This window comes from Azospirillum sp. A29 (genome assembly GCF_042604625.1).
Taxonomy (GTDB): Bacteria; Pseudomonadota; Alphaproteobacteria; order Azospirillales; family Azospirillaceae; genus Azospirillum; species Azospirillum palustre.
In genome coordinates this window covers 1147166-1163804 of sequence record NZ_CP170460.1, presented here as the reverse complement: position 1 = coordinate 1163804, position 16639 = coordinate 1147166, and the positions used below count along the sequence as shown (strand labels likewise).

The window sequence follows — 16639 nt, the reverse complement described above, 5'->3', positions numbered from 1 at the left end:
TGCTGTGGCGCGCCGCGCGCTCCCCGTACTTCCGAGCAGGTACGCCCGCCCTCCCGACCGCCACCAGCCCGGCCTCTTTGCACCAACGTCTCAAAGACTTTCCCGGCGGCCGTCAGGTTTTGCATTGGAACCCGCGTCAACGGGTTACGTCGACAACAACGCGGCCACGGATCTGTCCGGCGAGAATCCGGGTTGCCAGATCGGGCAGCGCGTCGAAGGGCTGCACTTCGTACATCGCCTTCAATGCCGTCCGGTCCAGGTCGCGGGCCAGACGTTTCCAGGCGGCGTCGCGGAGATGCTGCGGTGCCATCACCGAATCGACGCCGAGAAGTGCGACGCTGCGCAGGATATGCGGCAGGACCGTACCGGGCAGGTCGGACGAACCGGCCAAGCCGCAGGCGGCAATCGCCCCACCCCACATGGTTTGCGACAGCGCGCTGACCAGCGTCTGCCCGCCGACCGAGTCGATGCCGCCGGCCCAACGCTCCTTCTGCAAAGGCGCGCCTTTTTCCAGAAGCACCGCGCGGTCGATGAAGCCGGTGGCGCCGAGCCCCCGCAGATAGTCGTGCGTCTCGGGCCGACCGGTGGAGGCCACCACCGGATAGCCACTCTTGGCGAGCAATGCCACCGCGACGGAGCCGACCCCGCCGGCCGCTCCGGTGACCAGCACCTCCTTGCCGCCTGGACGAACGGCGCCCCACCGCTCCAACGCGTCCACGCACAACGCGGCGGTGTAGCCGGCGGTGCCGATGCCCATGGCCTCTTCGAACGAAAAAACGTCCGGCAGGCGGGTCAGCCATTCCGCCTTCAAGCGCTGGAAGCGGGTGTAGCCGCCCCACTGCGTTTCCGACATGCCCCAGCCGTTGGCGACCACCCTGTCGCCGGCTTTCCACTCGGGGGACCGGGACTCGATCACGGTGCCGGCCAGATCGATGCCGCCGACCATCGGCAGCTTGCGGGCGATCCTGCCCTTCCCGGAGACGGCAAGCCCGTCCTTGTAGTTGAGGGTGGAGTAAGCGACCTCCACCAGCACATCGTTGTCCGGCAGGTCGGCGAGCGTCAGCGTCGTGAAGCCGCCCTTGGGCTTACCGTCGACATCTTCAATCACGAAGGCTTTGAAGTTCTCGGCCATGGTTGGGACCCTCCCCGCGATAAAGAGAATTCTGGATGAGCACGGCGCCGTCGAACGGGAGGCAGCCGATGCCGGGACAGCGGATCATGGTGAACATAGGCGCCATCCGGCGGCCTGACCATGGGGAGCACCGCTGTCGGCACCTGCCGTTGCGGCCTTCCGCCCTCCCGGCCTATCGTTGCTTGCCGCCGAACACCGGCGGGCGCTTTTCCAGGAAGGCGCTGACGCCTTCGTGGGCGTCGGCCTCCTTCTCCAGGCGACGGGCGACGGTCGCCTCATAGGCGGTCGCGGCCTCAACCCCCTCGACCTCCCCCAGGATCACCCCGGCCTTGATCGCGGCGACCACGGACGGGGAATTCCTGGCGATGTCGCCCGCCAGGGTGAGGGCTTCGCTCAATGCCTCGCCCTTTTCGGCCAGCCGGTTGATGAAGCCGGTCCGGTAAGCCTCGTCGGCCGACAGCGGGTTCGCCGTCAACATCAGTTCCAGCGCCCGAGCCGACGTCATCAGACGCGGCAGACGGCCGATCTGGCCGCCCTCCGGCAGCATGCCGAGACGCGCCCCCGGCGAACCGAAGGACGCATTCCTGCTCGCCACCCGCAGGTCGCAGTTCACCGCGAAGATCAGGGCCGCGGCATAGCAATGGCCGTTGACCGCCGCGATCACCGGCTTGTGCATGCTGCGCGGGCGCAGGAAGGGCTCTTCCCCCAGGTTGGTTTCGGCGTGGGCTCCGGATGCGATCTCATTCAGGTCATGGCCGCTGGAGAAGGCGATGTCCCCGGCCCCGGTGACCACGATCACACGCACGGCGTCATCGCTTTCCGCTTCGTTCAGGAGCCGGAGGAAGTCCGCCGCCATCGACCCTTCGAACGCATTCCGCTTGCGTTCGTTGGAGATGGTCAGGATGCGGATGGCGCCCTCGGTCCGCGTGGAAATTTCGGGCATGGCAATGGTCCTCATTGAAGGCCGGCTGGCCTTTTCGGATTGGGTCGATGGGAATGGGATGGGATGGCGTCAGCGCCAGACCTTGTCCTGCCGGTCATAGGAGCCTACGCGCAGGTCGGGCTTCTCGGCGATCAGGTGCTTCTTCTGAACCCGCTGGGAGTCGGTCAGGGGCAAGCTGTCGCGGTACTCGTAGTAGCGGGGGACCTTGAACCCGGCGAGATGGCGGGAGCAGTGATCGGCGATGAACTCCGGCGTGCAGGTCTCCGGGGACGCGCCGGGAGCCAGCAGGATATAGGCCTTGATCTCCTCGCCGCGGTAATCGTCGGGCACCGGCACGATGGCGGCGTCCTGGATCTCGTCGAGCGTGCGCAGCACCACTTCGACCTCGCGCGCCGCGATGTTTTCGCCCATGCGGCGGACCATGTCCTTGGTACGGCCGAGAATGTAGTGGTAGCCGCCGGCATCCACCCGGCAAAGGTCGCCGGTGCGGAACCACCCGTCGGTGAAGGCGTCCGCCGTCGCGTCCTCGTTGCCGAAATAGCCCTTGAGAATGCCGCGGCCGCGAACCCACAGCTCGCCCGTTTCGCCGGTCGGAACCGGCTTGCCGTCCTCGCCTGCGACCATCAGCTTGCGGAAGGGTGCGGCCACGCCGCAGCTTCCCGAACCGGTCATTTCCGGCAGACGATGGGCGGGGACATAGCTGCCGCCGCCGATCTCCGTCATGCCATAGAATTCCTGGCCATATACGTCGAAGCGGCGCTGGAAGTCGGCGTGGCTTTCAGGGCCGAAGGCAAAGATCGTGGCGATCTTCAGCCTGTTGTCCGCGTCGCTGGCGCGCGGCGGCTGCTTGTAGACCATCTCGAACAGGGCGCAGTAATCGCAATCCAGCGCCGACACGTCGGGCATGAAGCGCTTGGCGCCCGGCTTGCGCGGGAAGAAGGCGCAGCCGCCGCTGGCCATGGCGTTCAGCAGGATGCGCTGCCCCACCATGTAGAAGAAGCTGGAGCCGACATAGAAGCGGTGCAGGTCAGTGGCGAAGAACTCGGTCGAGCTGATGCCGAGACACAGCCAGTACTCGTTGCTGAGCATGCAGGCCTTCGAGAAGCCCGTCGTGCCCGAGGTGTATTGGAGGTTCAGCGTGGCGTCCATCGACCGCGGGATCGCCGGAGCCCGACGGCCGCGGGCCTCGTCCATCAGGACCCGCCAGTTGCGGTGATGGTCCGACACCGCATCGCCGATCACGATAACGTGCGAGGGATCGAGCCTCACCGCTTCCAGCCTGTCCAGATGCGGCAGGAACTCCGCCTCCAGCACCATGTGGGTGGCGAGCGAGGTCTTCAGGACATACTCGACCTCGCGCGCGGTGTAGGTGGCGTTGACCGGCACCATCACCGCCTGGAGACGCGACAGCGCCAGCCAGGTGATCGGGAACTCCTCGCGGTTCCACGCCATCACCGCGACATGAACGCCCGGTCCGATGCCGACCGCGGACAGCGCGGCGGCGGCGGTATCGACGCTGGCCAGAACCTCGCCCCAGCTCCGCTCCACCCCATCGTCGAGGAAGCGCCAGGCGGGCGCCGCCGGAACACGGGTGGCGGTGGTCAGCAGCAGGTCATACACCGAATCCGGAAGCGTCATCGCCTCCAGGCGGCGGGCGAGAGCATCGGGTTCTTCCCTGCGGAAATCTGAGAACATCACATTTTCCCTGGGTAATAGGGCCCCTGGGTGATAGGGCCGTCGAGTGCGGTGGCCGTGATGGAGAGGCGCCGCTGGCGCGCGGTGCCGGGCGACCCGTCACCCCGCGCGCCGTTGGGCGCGGCGTTGGATCAGATCGCTCATGAAGACGGCGGCGAAGGTGACGACGATCAGCAGCGTGGCGACGGCGGCCACGACCGGCGTCAGATCGTGACGCATGTCCGCCCAGATGCGCATGGGCAGGGTTTCGTTCTGCCCCATGACGAACAGGGCGATGACCAGCTCATCGAAGGAGATGAAGAAGGCGAACACGGCGGCCGAGATCATCGCCGGACGGATCGTCGGCAAGGTGACGTGCCAGAAGGCCTCATGCGGCCGGGCCCCCAGCACGCGGGCGGCGCGGGCCAGCGTGTCGCCGGTCTGACGCAGCGCCCCGGACACCGTGGTGGTGACGAAGGGCAGAGCCAGAACGGCATGGACCAGGGCAACGCCCCACAGCGAGCCGTAAAGACCGAAACGGCTGAAGACCAGCAGGGTGCCCAGCGCCAGAATGATGACCGGCACCACCTGCGGCCCCAGGAAGACCGGTCCGGCCGCCCGCGCGGCCTTGCTGCCCTCCCGGCTCAGCACCAGGGCGGCCGCGGTGCCGATGGCGGTGGCCAGCGCGGCGCTCGCCGCGGCGACCAGCAGGCTGCGCAAGGTGGCGTCGATCCAGCCAGCGGACGCGAAGAACTCCTGATACCAGCGGAACGTGAAGCCCTGCGGCGGGAATTTCAGATAGCGCGTTTCGCTGATCGACATCGGGATGACCAGCAGCAACGGCAGCAGCAGGTAAAGCAGGACGCCGACGAAATAGACCGGAAGCAGGTAGCGCCCGGACTTTTCCCAAAGTGATCGTTTCATCGCGAGCCTCCATGGCCGCTCAGCCCCGTCACCCGCCGGAAGAGCAGCGCGACGGCACCCACCACGGCAAAGCCCGCGACCACCAGCACCATGCCCAGCGCGGAACCCAGGCCCCAGTCGAGGGTGAGCGTGATCTGCGTCGCGATCAGGTTCGCGATCATCGTCTCCTTCGGACCGCCGACCAGCGCCGGGGTGATGAAGAAGCCGAGAGCCAGAACGAAGGTGAGCATCCAGGCGTTGACCGCTCCCCCCGCGCTCAGCGGAAGGAAGATGTGGACGAAACCGCGCCACGGCGATGCACCCAAAATCCGGGACGCCATCAACAGGGAACGGTTGATGGTGGTCATGGTCGAGAACATGACCAGAATGGCGACCGGCAGCAGGACCTGAACCATCGCGATGTAGACGGCTCCGCGCGTGTAGAGCATCTGGAGCGGCCCATCGACGGCGCCGATCCCGATCAGCATGGAGTTGACCAGCCCTTCCCGGCCGAGAACGACGATCCAGCCGAAGGTGCGCACCAGCACGCTGACCCACAGCGGCGTCAGGATGAGCAGGAGCAGCAGGGTGCGGTTGCGCGGCGGACGGGATGCGAGGAAATAGGCGGCCGGATAGCCGACCAGGATGCAGGCGCAGGCCACGCCGAAGGAAAGCTGCAAGGTTCCGAACAGGATCGTCCGGTATGGCCCCGCGCCGAGTGCCGCCTCATAATTCTCCGCCGATAGCCCGGCCTCACCCTGCACGCTCCACAACGCGACCTCGCCCACCGGGAGGATGAACACGAAGAGGAACAGCACGGCCGCCGGGGCAAGCAGCCAGAGGGAGGAGAGAGGCGCGCGCCTGCCGCGCGCCGCCCCTTTCCCATCGCGCGCCATGGCAACGCCGTCGCTCATTGCAGGCGCCAAGCTTCCCACCGCTTCTGGATGCGCGGCAGGTTTTCAGCCCAGTATTCGGAGTCCAGCGCGAACTGAACCTCGAGGTTCGCCGGGCTGGTTGGCAGTTCCTTGGCTTCGTCCGCCGAGAGGATCTTGTAAATGTCGGGATTGAAGGAGGAATAGGGCATGGCGCGGGCGATCTCGGCCAGGCGCGTCGGCGTGTTCCAGCAATAGTTCATGAATTTCTGGGCGTCGGCCACGTTGCGGGCGCCCTTCACGATGGAATAGTAGCTGACGTCCAGCGACCCGCCGTTCCAGATGATCCTGACCGGCAACTTGTCCTTTTGTAGCTGCTGGATGCGGCCGTTGAAGGCGGTCGCGTAGAAGACCTCGCCGCTGGCGAGAAGCTGGACCGGCTGCTGGCCGCTTGTCCACCAGACGGTGATCGCCGGCTTGATCTCGTCCAGCTTCCTGAACGCACGGTCGATGCCGTCCGGCGACCGCAGCACGTTATAGACCTCTGACGGCTTCACGCCGTCGGCGATCAGGGCGAATTCGAGGTTTTCCGCCGGGGAGTTGCGCAGCGTGCGCGGGCCGGGGAAGGCCTTGACGTCCCAGAAGTCCTTCCAACCGCCGAAGCTCTTGCCTTCCGGCAGCTTGTCGGTGCGCACGCCGATCGTGGTGGAATAGGCGATCGCACCGATGGCGTACTGTTTGCGGGCAACCGGCGGGAGCTTGTTCTCCGGGTCGACCACCGACCAGTCGATCGGCTCCAGCCAGCCGTTCTTGGACGAGACCGGCAGACCCGAACGCTCGGTGGGCGCAATGTCCCACAGGATGTTCTTGGTGGTCTGCTGGACGCGAATCTGGGCAAGGGAGTCTTCGGTCGCCGCCTGGGTGACGGTGATGCCGGTCTCCTTGGTGAACGGCTCGATGCAGATGCGGTTCAGGGTTTCCGCCCAAGCACCGCCGTAATTGGCGATCGTGATCGACTTGTTGCCGGACTGGGCCAGGGCGACGTCGCCGGCACCGCCGACAATCGCCGCTCCAACGGAGAGGCTCCACAGCAGCTTCTTCATAACGGCACTCCCAATCAGTTCTTTAGCGACCGGTCTTGGCGAGATCCGGAACGAGGACGACGTCGGAGGGGCGCAGGACGAGACTGATGGTCTCGCCGCGTTCCGGGATCCGATCCCTGTCGCGTCTCTGTTCTCGGAAGTGGATGAGCGCACCATGGGTGGTGCGGGCGCTGTATTCGATCACATCGCCGAGGAACACCGCTTCCTGAACGGTCACGCCCACGGCGATGTCCGCCCCTTCGGCCGGGCGGCGCTGAAGCTTTTCGGGACGAACGCTGGCGTACCAGGACCCCTGGCGGGCCTGGGAGTCCGCGTCCCGGTAAACGGCGCCCAGTTCAGAGATGGACACCGATCCGGCAGTCGACAGATCGGCGGCCAGCAGGTTGGTCTGCCCGATGAAATCGGCGACGAAGCGGCTTTTCGGCGCATCGTACATTTCGGACGGCGTGCCGACCTGCTCGATCCGGCCGTCGCGCAGCACGACGATGCGCGACGACATGGCGAGCGCCTCGCGCTGATCGTGGGTGACATAGACCACGGTACAGCCGAGCTGATGCTGGATTTCCTTGATCTCGAACTGCAGCGCTTCGCGCAGCTTGAGATCGAGCGCGCCGAGCGGTTCGTCCATCAGTAGGACGGGCGGTTCGAACACGATGGCGCGGGCGAAGGCCACACGCTGTTGCTGTCCGCCGGACAGATCGCGGGGCATCCGCTTGGCGAGCGCGCCGAGCCGGACGATCTCCAGGACCCGCTCCACCCGTTCGTTGATCTCGCGCCGCGGGGCGCGGCGCATCCGCAACGGGAAGGCGATGTTGTCGAACACCGTCATGTGCGGAAACAGGGAATAGTTCTGAAACACCATCCCCAGGTTCCGGCGCTCCGGCGGCTCGTCGATCACCGACTTGCCGTCGATGAGGATGTCGCCCGAGTCCGCCCCGGAGAAGCCCGCAAGTGCATTCAGAGCCGTCGTTTTCCCCGATCCGCTCGACCCGAGGATCGTCAGGAACTCGCCGGGACGAATGGTCAGAGAAAAATCGTGCAGTGCTGTTACCGATCCATAGGCCTTGCGGACGGATTGGAACTCAATCGTCGCACCGGTCGCCTTCGCTTTCGAAAAAGCTTCCCTGTTCAAGGTGCCGCTGGAGGGTTTATTGACGTCCACCATCGTAGGTACCATCGGCCTGTCCAGTGATGACGCATTGTCTAAATATGACGCTATGTATAAAAATGGCCCTCGTCAAGCTGTGAACGTCAGCTCGCAGAACATTTTTGTCGGGGCCATGGTGGTTGGGGAGCGAGGGCATAAAAATGCAGCAGGATGAGAAAATTCAGGGCAGCGGGCCCGAGCGGGATGAAGCCGTTCCCCCTCTCTTCTTCGAGGAGGTGCTGGCGATCAAAAGCCGGGAGCGGACGCGCCCGAAGCGGGAGCGTACACGCTACATGCTGCTTTCCCTTGTCGCCCGCCACCTGCGCACCACACGGGGAAAGCTGATGACGGTGGAGGCCCTGCTGGACGAAGCCGGGCTGTCACGCGGAACCTTCTATAATCATTTTAAAGACATGGACGAATGCGCCGTCGTCCTCGTCAATCTGTTCTTCGAATATGTCACCCACCGCCGCACCGTATCGAAGGGTCCACGAAGCAGCTACGAGGCGATCCTGGCCGCCAACACCGATTATTGCCGCGCCTATGAGGCGAACGCAGGCTTCTACAGCCTGTTCTCGGAACTGGCCACGCGGGATCCCGAGGTGTTGCGGATGCGCGAGCGGATGAATTCTGAGTGGGTCGACCGCATCATCCTGGCCGTCGCCCGCCGTCGCGGACAGCCCTTCGGCATGGAAGAACGCGGCAGGTTCGAGGGCGTCCTGCGCCTGCTGATCGCGATGACGATCGAGAGCCTGCGCGAAAGATTCGTCCATGGCGACGCGCTGCTGTGCCGATCTTTCCCTACTGCCGACAGCCTCGCAAAAGCCCTGTCCGACCAGTGGTATATTGCGATGGAGGCGTTCGAAGGCCCGGCCCGGCCGAACACTGCGGCCAACGGCGGAAGCTGACCGGTGAGACGTTGGTGCAAAGAGGCCGGGCTGATGGCGGTCGGGAGGGCGAGCGGGTATAGAGGCGGCCCGCTGAAGCCGAGCCTCCGATGCCGTAGAAGGCCAACGAGCCCCGCCGCCACAAGATCCCAAGGGCCAGCTATCGGGTTGAGAACCGGTCAGCTTACGATGCGGCGCTGCGCCGGCGGGGTGACCTGACGATCTGGGTGTCGCCGGAGGCGACCGCCGCGTGGACGCCGCCCGCCACGGGGCGGCGTGGCCGGCCGGTGTGCTACTGGCATTACAGTTGCGATGGAACGCCGTCCCGCCTGTTGAACAGGCTTTGGGATGTCGCCATGTCCGGTGTCGCGGTCGAGGACCTGCTGGGGCTGTGGTCAGAGGAACTGCGTGGAGCCAAGGCCGGGCTTCGGCCGCTGTTCTTGCAGTCCGGCACGGCGGCATCAGCCGGCGCGTTCCTGGACGGGCTGCTCGGGCCGGAGCGGCGCAAGACCGGGTGGATGCGCGCCGAAGCCGCAGGTGATACGGGCCCCTGGCGTCAGCAGGCCTTCGAGACGGCGAAGACCGAGCTGGGACTGGATCACAACGAGACGCGGAGTTGGCACGGCTGGCACCGACACGTCTGGCTGGTCATGCTCGCCTTCGCCCTGCTGGCCGTGGTCCGGCACAAGGCCGATACCCTTGCCACGCCCCCAAAAACGATGAGAAAAGTACCTCGCCTATGGTCCGTTGGTCGATGCAGGAGATCCGTCGTGTTGCCGACCGCCTGACCCGGCGGTGGATCGAACCCGCAACCGTCATCGCATGGTCGGCGTGGAGGCGATGCCATCAAGCGCTCGCCTGTCAAGCCCACCGTACAAATGCGCAACTGCAATGTTAGAGGATCCCAAGCCGCTCCTTGATCTGCGGAAAGAAGCGCCGGCTGACGGGAATGAGCTGCCCCCGTATCGTCTTGATCTCCGCCAAGCCATTCTCCAGAAAATTGATTTTCTCGATGATATCGATGTTCACGAGATATTGCCGGTGACAGCGCAGAAGAGGCGTCCGGTCCTGCAGGATATGAAGCGGCAGCTCAGTCGGTAGCTCACTGCCGTCGGTGGTGACCACGTAGACGCCGCTGACACCCGATGCCACATATTCGACATCCTCCATCCTCACCAGCTGGACATGGTGTTGTCCGAAACACGGGATCTGGCGGAGCTGGCTGGCGCCCGGAAGCTGGGCGATCTTCTGTGGCTCGCGGTTGCGGCGGAGGCGCTCCAGGGTCTTGTCGAGGCGGGTCTGGTTGACCGGCTTTAGCAGGTAGTCGAAGGCATGCTGCTCGAACGCCTGCACAGCATACTCGTCGTAAGCGGTCAGGAAAACGATGTAGGGCATCTTTTCATGATCGAGCATGCTCAGCATCTCGATACCGCTCACCCGCGGCATCTGGATGTCCAGGAACACAACTTCGGGCTTTTCCCGGTTGATCACGCCGATGGCGTCGATGGCGTTGCTGCATTCCGCGAGAATGACGATGTCGTCGGCCTTCGAAAGGACCCGGCGAAGCTCCTTGCGGGCCAACGGCTCGTCGTCGACGATGAGGACGGTGATCATTTGGACGCGGCCTCCAGCGGAACCCGGATCGTGATGCGGGTGAAGACATCCCGCTCGGACGCGACGGTAACACCATAGGACAGGCCGAAACAGTTCCTGATGCGGCGGTCCACCAAACTCATGCCGAGCCCCTGTCCGGCCGGCTTCGGCTGGTAAAGTCCGGCATTGTCCTGCACGTCGATGACGAGCACATCGCCATCCTCGCGGGCGTTGATCGTGACATGCCCCGGACGGAGCTGTTGCGACGTGCCGTGCTTGATCGCGTTCTCGACGACCGGCTGAAGCGTGAAGGCCGGCAGCCGCACGTAGCCGAGACTGTCGGGGATGTCGATGTCGACCGTCAGGCTGTCGGAAAAGCGCGCCCGCTCGATCTGAAGATAGGCGTTCACATGCTCGATCTCCTCGGCCAGCGAGGCGATCTCGCTGGGGCGCTTGAGGTTCATACGGAAGAAGGTGGACAAATCGCCGATCAGGTCGCGCGCCTTCTCCGGTTCGTCGCAGGTGACGGCGGCGATGGTGTTCAGCGCGTTGAACAGGAAATGCGGATTGACCTGGGCATGAAGAAGTTTGATTTCCGCCTGCGCAAGCAACGCCTTCTGCTGTTCGTAGCGGCCTGCCAGGATCTGGCTCGACAGCAGCTTCGCGATGCCTTCGCCCAGCGTCCGGTTGATGGTGGAGAACAGCTTGGTCTTGGGTTCATACAGCTTGATCGTGCCGATGACGTAGCTGTCCTCGCCGACCAGCGGGATAACCAGCGACGCCCCCAGCGGGCAGGTCGGGCTGATCGAGCATTGATAGGCCACCTCATTGCCGTCGGCATAGGTGACCTCGTTGTGAGCGATGGCGTCCAGCGTGTTCACCGAAGAGATCGGCGTGCCGGGCAGATGGTGGTCGTCGCCGATGCCGATGAAGGCGAGGATCTTCTCGCGGTCGGTTATGGCGACCGCGCCGACCCCGGTCTCCTCATAGATGATCCGCGCCACGGTCATGCTGTTTTCCTGGTTGAAGCCTTGGCGCAGCACGCCGTCGGCGCGCGCCGCGATCGCCAGCGCCTTGGCGGAGAACAGGCTGGACTGTCGTTCGATTAAAGCCCGGCGATCGATCAGGATGCCCATGAACAGCGCGGCACCCAGCGAGTTGGCGATCAGCTCCGGCACCGCGATCAACCGCACGATCTCCAGCGTCTGGTCGAAGGGCTTCGCCACCGCAAGGTCGATCAGCAACTCCAGCAGCACCCCGGCGAAGGTCAGGGCGCCGGCCTTGACAGGGTCGAACAGGGTGCGGGCCTCGCCCTTGCGGATGAGATGGCGGTGCATCAGACCGCCCAGCATTCCCTGCACGACGATGTCGATGCCGGCGGCGAGCGCGAAGGCTCCGCCCAGCGAATAGCGGTGCAGCCCGCCGGTGATGCCGACCCCCAGCCCGACCAGCGGACCGCCGAGAAGACCGCCGAGCACCGCGCCGATCGCCGGCGTGTTGGCGATGGCATGGACCACCGGCAGGCCGAGGATGGTGCCCATGATGCAGAACAGGGAAAAGATGACGTAGCAGGCCAGCTTGTGCGGTGGCCGGATCGTGGCGTGCGTCAGCGGAATGAAGATCTTCGTCCGGCTGAGGAGATAGGCCACCACGAGATAGACACACATCTGCTGGAGAAGGACCAGCGAGAGGCCGGCGGGATCAATTTGCATCGGTCAAGGCTCCCTGCACCTGCGCGTCCGGACCGTCCGGTGCGGGCAGGCGAGCAACGGCTTATGCTTGGTTGAGGCGCTTGGTTTGACCCATTCGCGGCCGAAAGGCCAGGGGGAAGCGGCGGCACGGACCGTGCCGGAGATGCGGCGAAAAGCACCGCCCGCCGCGCCGCCCGCCTTCGCATCGCGCCGCTCGCCTGCGGCGGCTTCCGTTCATTTTTCCATTCCGCCGCTCATTTCGCTATTCCACCGCTCCTGAGTTCGGCCGGGAATTGCCAACGGGGTATTGATAGGCTTCCTCCAGGTCAACAAAGCGCAGCCTTACCGTGATGGCTCAAAAATCCACAATGGAAGGCATGCTGGAGGCATAAAATGGTCAGCATTTCAGCAGAATCCACGAGACTCGGCAATCCTCCTCTGCCGTGGACCAGACACGACACCATGTGGATGCTTGGGCTGTTCGGAACAGCCATTGGGGCGGGGACGCTTTTTCTTCCCATCAACGCAGGTCTTGGAGGCTTTTGGCCTCTGGCAGTCATGGCGGTCATCGCCTTCCCCATGACCTATCTGGCCCACCGTGGGTTATGCCGCTTCATCCTGTCCTCGTCGAAGCCGGGCAGCGACATCACCGAGGTGGTGACCGAGCATTTCGGCAGCACCGCGGGCAAGCTCATCACCCTGCTGTACTTCTTCACCATCCTGCCGATCCTGCTGATCTACGGCGTCGGCCTGACCAACACGGTCCAGAGCTTCATGGTGCATCAGCTGGGCATGGTGCCGCCGCCGCGCATCCTGCTGTCGCTCGGCCTGATCCTTGGGCTGATGGGCGTCATCAAGCTGGGCGAACAGACGGTCGTCCGGATCATGGGCTGGCTGGTTTACCCCTTCGTCGTGGTGCTGATGGGCATCGGCCTGTATCTCGCCCCCGACTGGAATGGCGCCGTCCTCGACCAGGTCCCGACCGCCGGCCAGTTCAGCCTGACGCTTTGGCTCAGCATCCCGGCCCTGGTGTTCTCCTTCAACCACTCCCCGGCGATCTCGCGTTTCGTCGTCGCCCAGCAGAACCACTATGGCGAAGAGGCTGAATCCCAGACCACCCGCATCGAGAAATACGCGGTCGTCATGATGGTGCTGGTCGTCCTGTTCTTCGTCTTCAGCTGCGTCTTCAGCCTGAGCCCTCAGGAACTGGCCGACGCGAAGGCCCAGAACATTTCCATCCTGTCCTATCTCGGCAACAAGTTCGACAATCCGCTGATGGCGCTGCTGACCCCGGCTGTGGCCTTCGTGGCGATCACCAAGTCCTTCTTCGGCCATTATCTCGGTGCCCGCGAAGGTCTGAACGGGCTGATCTCCCAGCATCTGCGCAGCCAGGACAAGCCGGTCGACGAAAAGGCGATCAACCGTTTCAGCGCTCTGTTCATGGTCGCCGCCGTTTGGATCGCCGCCACCCTGAACCCCAGCATCCTCGGCATGATCGAATCCCTGTGCGGCCCCATCATCGCCGCCCTGCTCTTCATCATGCCGATGTACGCGATCCGCAAGGTGCCGGCGATGCGCAAATATGCCGGCCAGCCGGGCAACGTGGTGGTGATGTTCATCGGCAGCGTCGCGATCTCCGCCATCCTCTACTCCCTGCTCAGCCTCTGACGCCCACACCGCTTCCCCATCCGGCGGCGCCCTGTCCACGGTGACGGGACGCCGCCTGAAGCGGCGAAGAGAAGAACCCGCGGCCAAGCATCTCCCCAACTGTTTCCAGAGCCGCCCACAGGAAGGAAGGAAGCCATGATCAGCATGTTCGACCTCTACAAGGTCGGTATCGGCCCCTCGAGCTCGCATACGGTGGGACCGATGAGGGCCGCCAAGCAGTTCGTGGACCATCTGCGGTCCTTGGGCGGCGTCGATGCCGCCACCCGCGTCGCGGTCGACATCTACGGCTCGCTTGCGCTGACTGGCAAAGGCCATCACACCGACGTCGCCCTGATGCTGGGCCTTGCCGGAAACCTGCCGGACAGCGTTGCCATCGACACGATCCCCGGATTCCTTCAGCAGGTGCGCAATTCGCACCGCCTTCCGTTGGGCCAGGAGGGCAGGCCGATCGACTTCCCGCCGACCGCCATCACCTTCCACCGGTCCAACCTGCCCCGGCACGAGAACGGCATGACGATCCAGGCCTTCGACGGCGACCGGCTCCTGCTGGGCAAGACCTATTACTCGATTGGCGGCGGCTTCGTCGTCGACGAGGAGAATTTCGGCAAGCAGACCGGAGAGGAGGTGGAGCTTCCCTACCCTTACGCCTCGGCCGCCGATCTGCTGGCCCATTGCCGCAAAGCCGGCCTGTCCTTCTCCGGCCTGATCCTGCAGAACGAACTCAGCCTGCACAGTCACCAGGAGATCCGCGACTATTTCTCCAACATCTGGCAGACGATGCGCGCCTGCATGGACCGCGGCATGACGACGGAGGGCGTGCTGCCGGGGCCGATGCGGGTTCCGCGCCGGGCCGCTCTGCTGCGCCGCCAGCTGGCGTCGTCGGAAGCGCTGTCGCGCGATCCGATGAACGTGGTCGACTGGGTAAACATGTTCGCCTTCGCCGTGAACGAGGAGAACGCGGCGGGCGGCCGCGTCGTCACCGCGCCGACCAACGGCGCCTGCGGCATCGTCCCGGCGGTGCTCGCCTACTACCACAACTTTGTCAAGCCGCTGGACGATGACGCCTGCGTCCGCTTCTTCCTGGCGTCCGCCGCCATCGGCGCGCTCTACAAGCGAAACGCCTCGATCTCCGGCGCCGAGGTCGGCTGTCAGGGTGAGGTCGGCGTCGCCTGCTCGATGGCCGCCGGCGGACTGGCCGACCTGATGGGCGGCAGTCCCGAACAGGTGTGCGTGGCCGCCGAGATCGCCATGGAGCACAATCTTGGCCTGACCTGCGATCCGGTCGGCGGGCAGGTGCAGATTCCCTGCATCGAACGCAACGCCATGGGCGCCATGAAGGCCATCAATGCGACGCGCATGGCCCTGCACCGGACCAGCGAACCGCTCGTCTCGCTCGACAAGGTCATCGAGACGATGTTCGAGACCGGCAAGGACATGGATCCGAAATATCGCGAGACATCCTGTGGCGGTCTTGCGGTCAAGGTGGTCGCGTTGACCCCCCGCTCGGCGCAGGACGCCGACAGCACCAACTGGGCGGCCTGACAGCGGCGATGGCCATGCGCGGTCCGGTCCAGACGCTCGGTCGTCGCGGTCGAAGAGCAGTGTGGGCAGCGCATCCATCTCCTCCGGAGTGGAGGTGATCCCCTACGTCAGCGCCACGGTTACAAGCAAGATGGCGCGAGGGCCGACGGAGCCCTGGCGGCTGCATAATCACGCCCGGAGTCTGCTTGAACGGCGGTTCCGGGAGCCTCGGAGCAAGGGAAAACTGCCCTTTCCGACCAAACCGGGCGATGCAGACCCGTTTTTTTAGCCTCAGTGGAGGAAAAAAAGAACGTCGCACGGGTCCTTTTTCTGCGTCCTGCTAGCCGAGGACGGACCGGCAGGGAGCCGATGATGCACGCGGGATGAGCGTCGGAGGAGCGACCCGAACGCGATCGTTGGGAGATACCGCGCTCCGGGACAACAAATCCAGGGCTTCCACCGCGATCCGGTCGAAGGGCACGCGCACCGACGTCAATGGCACGGACAGCCGGCTGACGATGGGGATGTCGTTGTACCCGACCAGGGAGATATCCTCCGGCACCGACAGCCCGAGCTTTATCAGAGCCGACAGCGCACCGATGGCCGTGTTGTCGTTCATGGCGAATATCGCGGTCGGGCGCGCCGACACGCCCATCAGGCGTTCGGCCGCCTCGGCACCGGAATCGATTCCGAAACTCGATTCCACGATCCAGTCTGGATCGACCGCGGCACCGGCCTCGGTCATCGCCCACCGGTAGCCGGCGAGCCGTCCACGGCTGCTCGAAGCATAGCTTGGGCCTGCGATGATGCCGATCCTCCGATGCCCGAGATCAAGGAGATGGCGGGTTGCCAGATAGCCGCCCAGCTTGTCATCGCCGACCGACGACATGCTGCGGCCATCGCTTCTCAACGCAAGAACATAGGGAATTCCGCGCTTCTCCAGCCTGACCGGGAAATCGTCGCCTTCCCTGGCGGTCGACAACACCAGACCGTCCACCCCACGCTGGAGCAGGCTTTCGGCCGCGACACGGTCGGCCTGCGGTTCGTCGTCGGTCGTCGCCACGATGGCGAAACGTCCCGAGCGTGCACAGGCATGGGCCAACGCCTCGTAGAGCATGGCCATGACCGTGTCGGTCAGCCGCGGCACGATCACTCCGATGGTGTTGGTGTTGCCACGGCGCAGGCTTGCTGCCGCAACGTCACGCACATAACCCAGTTCCGCGGCGACCTGCCTTACCTTGCGGGCCGTCTCACTTTCCGAACGCGGCAGACGCTCGTCAAGAATTCGTGACACCGTGGACTTCGATACGCCCGACGCGGCGGCAACGTCGTGCAACGTCACCCGGCCCTGCCTCTCCTGTGGATCGTCTTTGGTGAACACGCTCGGCCCCGCGAATTTCCGTCCGGACCCAAGATAATGGTTGACACCCCAATTGTTCAAGACTTACTTTGGGAACGTTCCCGGTATCGTTACCAACCACACCGGCGGACGCTCCCGGTCCGCA

13 protein-coding genes and 3 pseudogenes are annotated in these 16639 nt (G+C 64.7%); 6 read left to right on the top strand and 10 right to left on the bottom strand.

The genetic code is table 11. The features are described from left to right. Positions 1–136 precede the first annotated feature (136 nt). The 7 genes from ABNQ38_RS05130 to ABNQ38_RS05100 all read right to left on the bottom strand — a co-directional run bounded on the left by ABNQ38_RS05130 (position 137) and on the right by ABNQ38_RS05100 (position 7792). Entirely contained in the window at positions 137–1132 is a 996-nt protein-coding gene (locus ABNQ38_RS05130; protein WP_377806025.1) for an MDR family oxidoreductase, read from the bottom strand. A gap of 172 nt (positions 1133–1304) precedes the next feature. Continuing rightward, on the bottom strand, positions 1305–2075 hold the full coding sequence (locus tag ABNQ38_RS05125; protein ID WP_377806024.1) for an enoyl-CoA hydratase/isomerase family protein: 771 nt from the start codon (positions 2073–2075) through the stop codon (positions 1305–1307). A gap of 69 nt (positions 2076–2144) precedes the next feature. Next, positions 2145–3770: a class I adenylate-forming enzyme family protein gene (locus ABNQ38_RS05120; RefSeq protein WP_377806023.1), complete on the bottom strand. Its 1626-nt coding sequence runs from the start codon at positions 3768–3770 to the stop codon at positions 2145–2147. 99 nt (positions 3771–3869) lie between these two features. Next, entirely contained in the window at positions 3870–4673 is an 804-nt protein-coding gene (locus ABNQ38_RS05115; protein WP_377806022.1) for an ABC transporter permease, read from the bottom strand. Further along, entirely contained in the window at positions 4670–5566 is an 897-nt protein-coding gene (locus tag ABNQ38_RS05110; RefSeq protein WP_377806021.1) for an ABC transporter permease, read from the bottom strand. Before ABNQ38_RS05110 ends, ABNQ38_RS05115 begins: the two co-directional genes overlap by 4 nt. Then, a complete protein-coding gene (locus ABNQ38_RS05105; protein ID WP_377806020.1) occupies positions 5563–6627 on the bottom strand; it encodes an ABC transporter substrate-binding protein in 1065 nt (354 codons plus the stop codon). The genes ABNQ38_RS05110 and ABNQ38_RS05105 overlap by 4 nt, the downstream gene beginning before the upstream one ends. A gap of 22 nt (positions 6628–6649) precedes the next feature. Next, entirely contained in the window at positions 6650–7792 is a 1143-nt protein-coding gene (locus ABNQ38_RS05100) for an ABC transporter ATP-binding protein (protein ID WP_377806019.1), read from the bottom strand. A 143-nt stretch (positions 7793–7935) separates the two neighbouring features. Here ABNQ38_RS05100 and ABNQ38_RS05095 point away from each other — a divergent pair, with 143 nt between their 5' ends. From ABNQ38_RS05095 to ABNQ38_RS05080, 4 genes and pseudogenes are all read left to right on the top strand, one after another. Further along, complete coding sequence (locus ABNQ38_RS05095) at positions 7936–8682, top strand: TetR/AcrR family transcriptional regulator (protein ID WP_377806018.1); 747 nt, start codon at positions 7936–7938, stop codon at positions 8680–8682. Positions 8683–8807: 125 nt separating this feature from the next. Beyond that, a pseudogene (locus ABNQ38_RS05090) lies at positions 8808–8957 on the top strand (IS5/IS1182 family transposase); the annotation flags it as partial. Positions 8958–9017: 60 nt separating this feature from the next. Next, a pseudogene (locus tag ABNQ38_RS05085) lies at positions 9018–9227 on the top strand (IS701 family transposase); the annotation flags it as partial. Further along, positions 9219–9449: pseudogene (locus ABNQ38_RS05080) on the top strand (IS701 family transposase); the annotation flags it as partial. The pseudogenes ABNQ38_RS05085 and ABNQ38_RS05080, both read left to right, overlap by 9 nt. A gap of 106 nt (positions 9450–9555) precedes the next feature. Here ABNQ38_RS05080 and btsR read toward each other — a convergent pair. Together btsR and ABNQ38_RS05070 are read right to left on the bottom strand one after the other, a co-directional pair. Beyond that, positions 9556–10275 carry a two-component system response regulator BtsR gene (btsR, locus tag ABNQ38_RS05075; RefSeq protein ID WP_377806017.1) on the bottom strand — a complete coding sequence of 240 codons (720 nt, stop codon included), beginning with the start codon at positions 10273–10275 and terminating at the stop codon, positions 9556–9558. After that, a complete protein-coding gene (locus ABNQ38_RS05070) occupies positions 10272–11966 on the bottom strand; it encodes a LytS/YhcK type 5TM receptor domain-containing protein (RefSeq protein ID WP_377806015.1) in 1695 nt (564 codons plus the stop codon). The genes btsR and ABNQ38_RS05070 overlap by 4 nt, the downstream gene beginning before the upstream one ends. Positions 11967–12338: 372 nt before the next feature. Between ABNQ38_RS05070 and ABNQ38_RS05065 the strand changes: the two genes are divergently transcribed. Next, positions 12339–13613 carry a serine/threonine transporter gene (locus ABNQ38_RS05065; RefSeq protein ID WP_377806014.1) on the top strand — a complete coding sequence of 425 codons (1275 nt, stop codon included), beginning with the start codon at positions 12339–12341 and terminating at the stop codon, positions 13611–13613. Between the two features lie 135 nt (positions 13614–13748). Continuing rightward, complete coding sequence (locus ABNQ38_RS05060; RefSeq protein WP_377806013.1) at positions 13749–15155, top strand: L-serine ammonia-lyase; 1407 nt, start codon at positions 13749–13751, stop codon at positions 15153–15155. Positions 15156–15474: 319 nt separating this feature from the next. Here the strand turns inward: ABNQ38_RS05060 and ABNQ38_RS05055 are convergent, their stop codons facing one another. Further along, the gene (locus tag ABNQ38_RS05055; protein WP_377806012.1) at positions 15475–16515 is read right to left on the bottom strand and encodes a LacI family DNA-binding transcriptional regulator; all 1041 of its coding nucleotides are present in this window, start codon (positions 16513–16515) and stop codon (positions 15475–15477) included. Between the last annotated feature and the right edge of the window lie 124 nt (positions 16516–16639).

Excerpts from the sequence above, each read along its gene's own strand:
- ABNQ38_RS05095 (WP_377806018.1), top strand. The coding sequence starts at position 7,936 with ATGCAGCAGGATGAGAAAATTCAGGGCAGCGGGCCCGAGCGGGATGAA.
- ABNQ38_RS05060 (WP_377806013.1), top strand. The coding sequence starts at position 13,749 with ATGATCAGCATGTTCGACCTCTACAAGGTCGGTATCGGCCCCTCGAGC.
- ABNQ38_RS05115 (WP_377806022.1), bottom strand. The coding sequence starts at position 4,673 with ATGAAACGATCACTTTGGGAAAAGTCCGGGCGCTACCTGCTTCCGGTC.
- ABNQ38_RS05105 (WP_377806020.1), bottom strand. The coding sequence starts at position 6,627 with ATGAAGAAGCTGCTGTGGAGCCTCTCCGTTGGAGCGGCGATTGTCGGC.
- ABNQ38_RS05130 (WP_377806025.1), bottom strand. The coding sequence starts at position 1,132 with ATGGCCGAGAACTTCAAAGCCTTCGTGATTGAAGATGTCGACGGTAAG.
- ABNQ38_RS05070 (WP_377806015.1), bottom strand. The coding sequence starts at position 11,966 with ATGCAAATTGATCCCGCCGGCCTCTCGCTGGTCCTTCTCCAGCAGATG.
- btsR (WP_377806017.1), bottom strand. The coding sequence starts at position 10,275 with ATGATCACCGTCCTCATCGTCGACGACGAGCCGTTGGCCCGCAAGGAG.
- ABNQ38_RS05125 (WP_377806024.1), bottom strand. The coding sequence starts at position 2,075 with ATGCCCGAAATTTCCACGCGGACCGAGGGCGCCATCCGCATCCTGACC.
- ABNQ38_RS05100 (WP_377806019.1), bottom strand. The coding sequence starts at position 7,792 with ATGGTGGACGTCAATAAACCCTCCAGCGGCACCTTGAACAGGGAAGCT.
- ABNQ38_RS05110 (WP_377806021.1), bottom strand. The coding sequence starts at position 5,566 with ATGAGCGACGGCGTTGCCATGGCGCGCGATGGGAAAGGGGCGGCGCGC.
- ABNQ38_RS05120 (WP_377806023.1), bottom strand. The coding sequence starts at position 3,770 with ATGTTCTCAGATTTCCGCAGGGAAGAACCCGATGCTCTCGCCCGCCGC.
- ABNQ38_RS05065 (WP_377806014.1), top strand. The coding sequence starts at position 12,339 with ATGGTCAGCATTTCAGCAGAATCCACGAGACTCGGCAATCCTCCTCTG.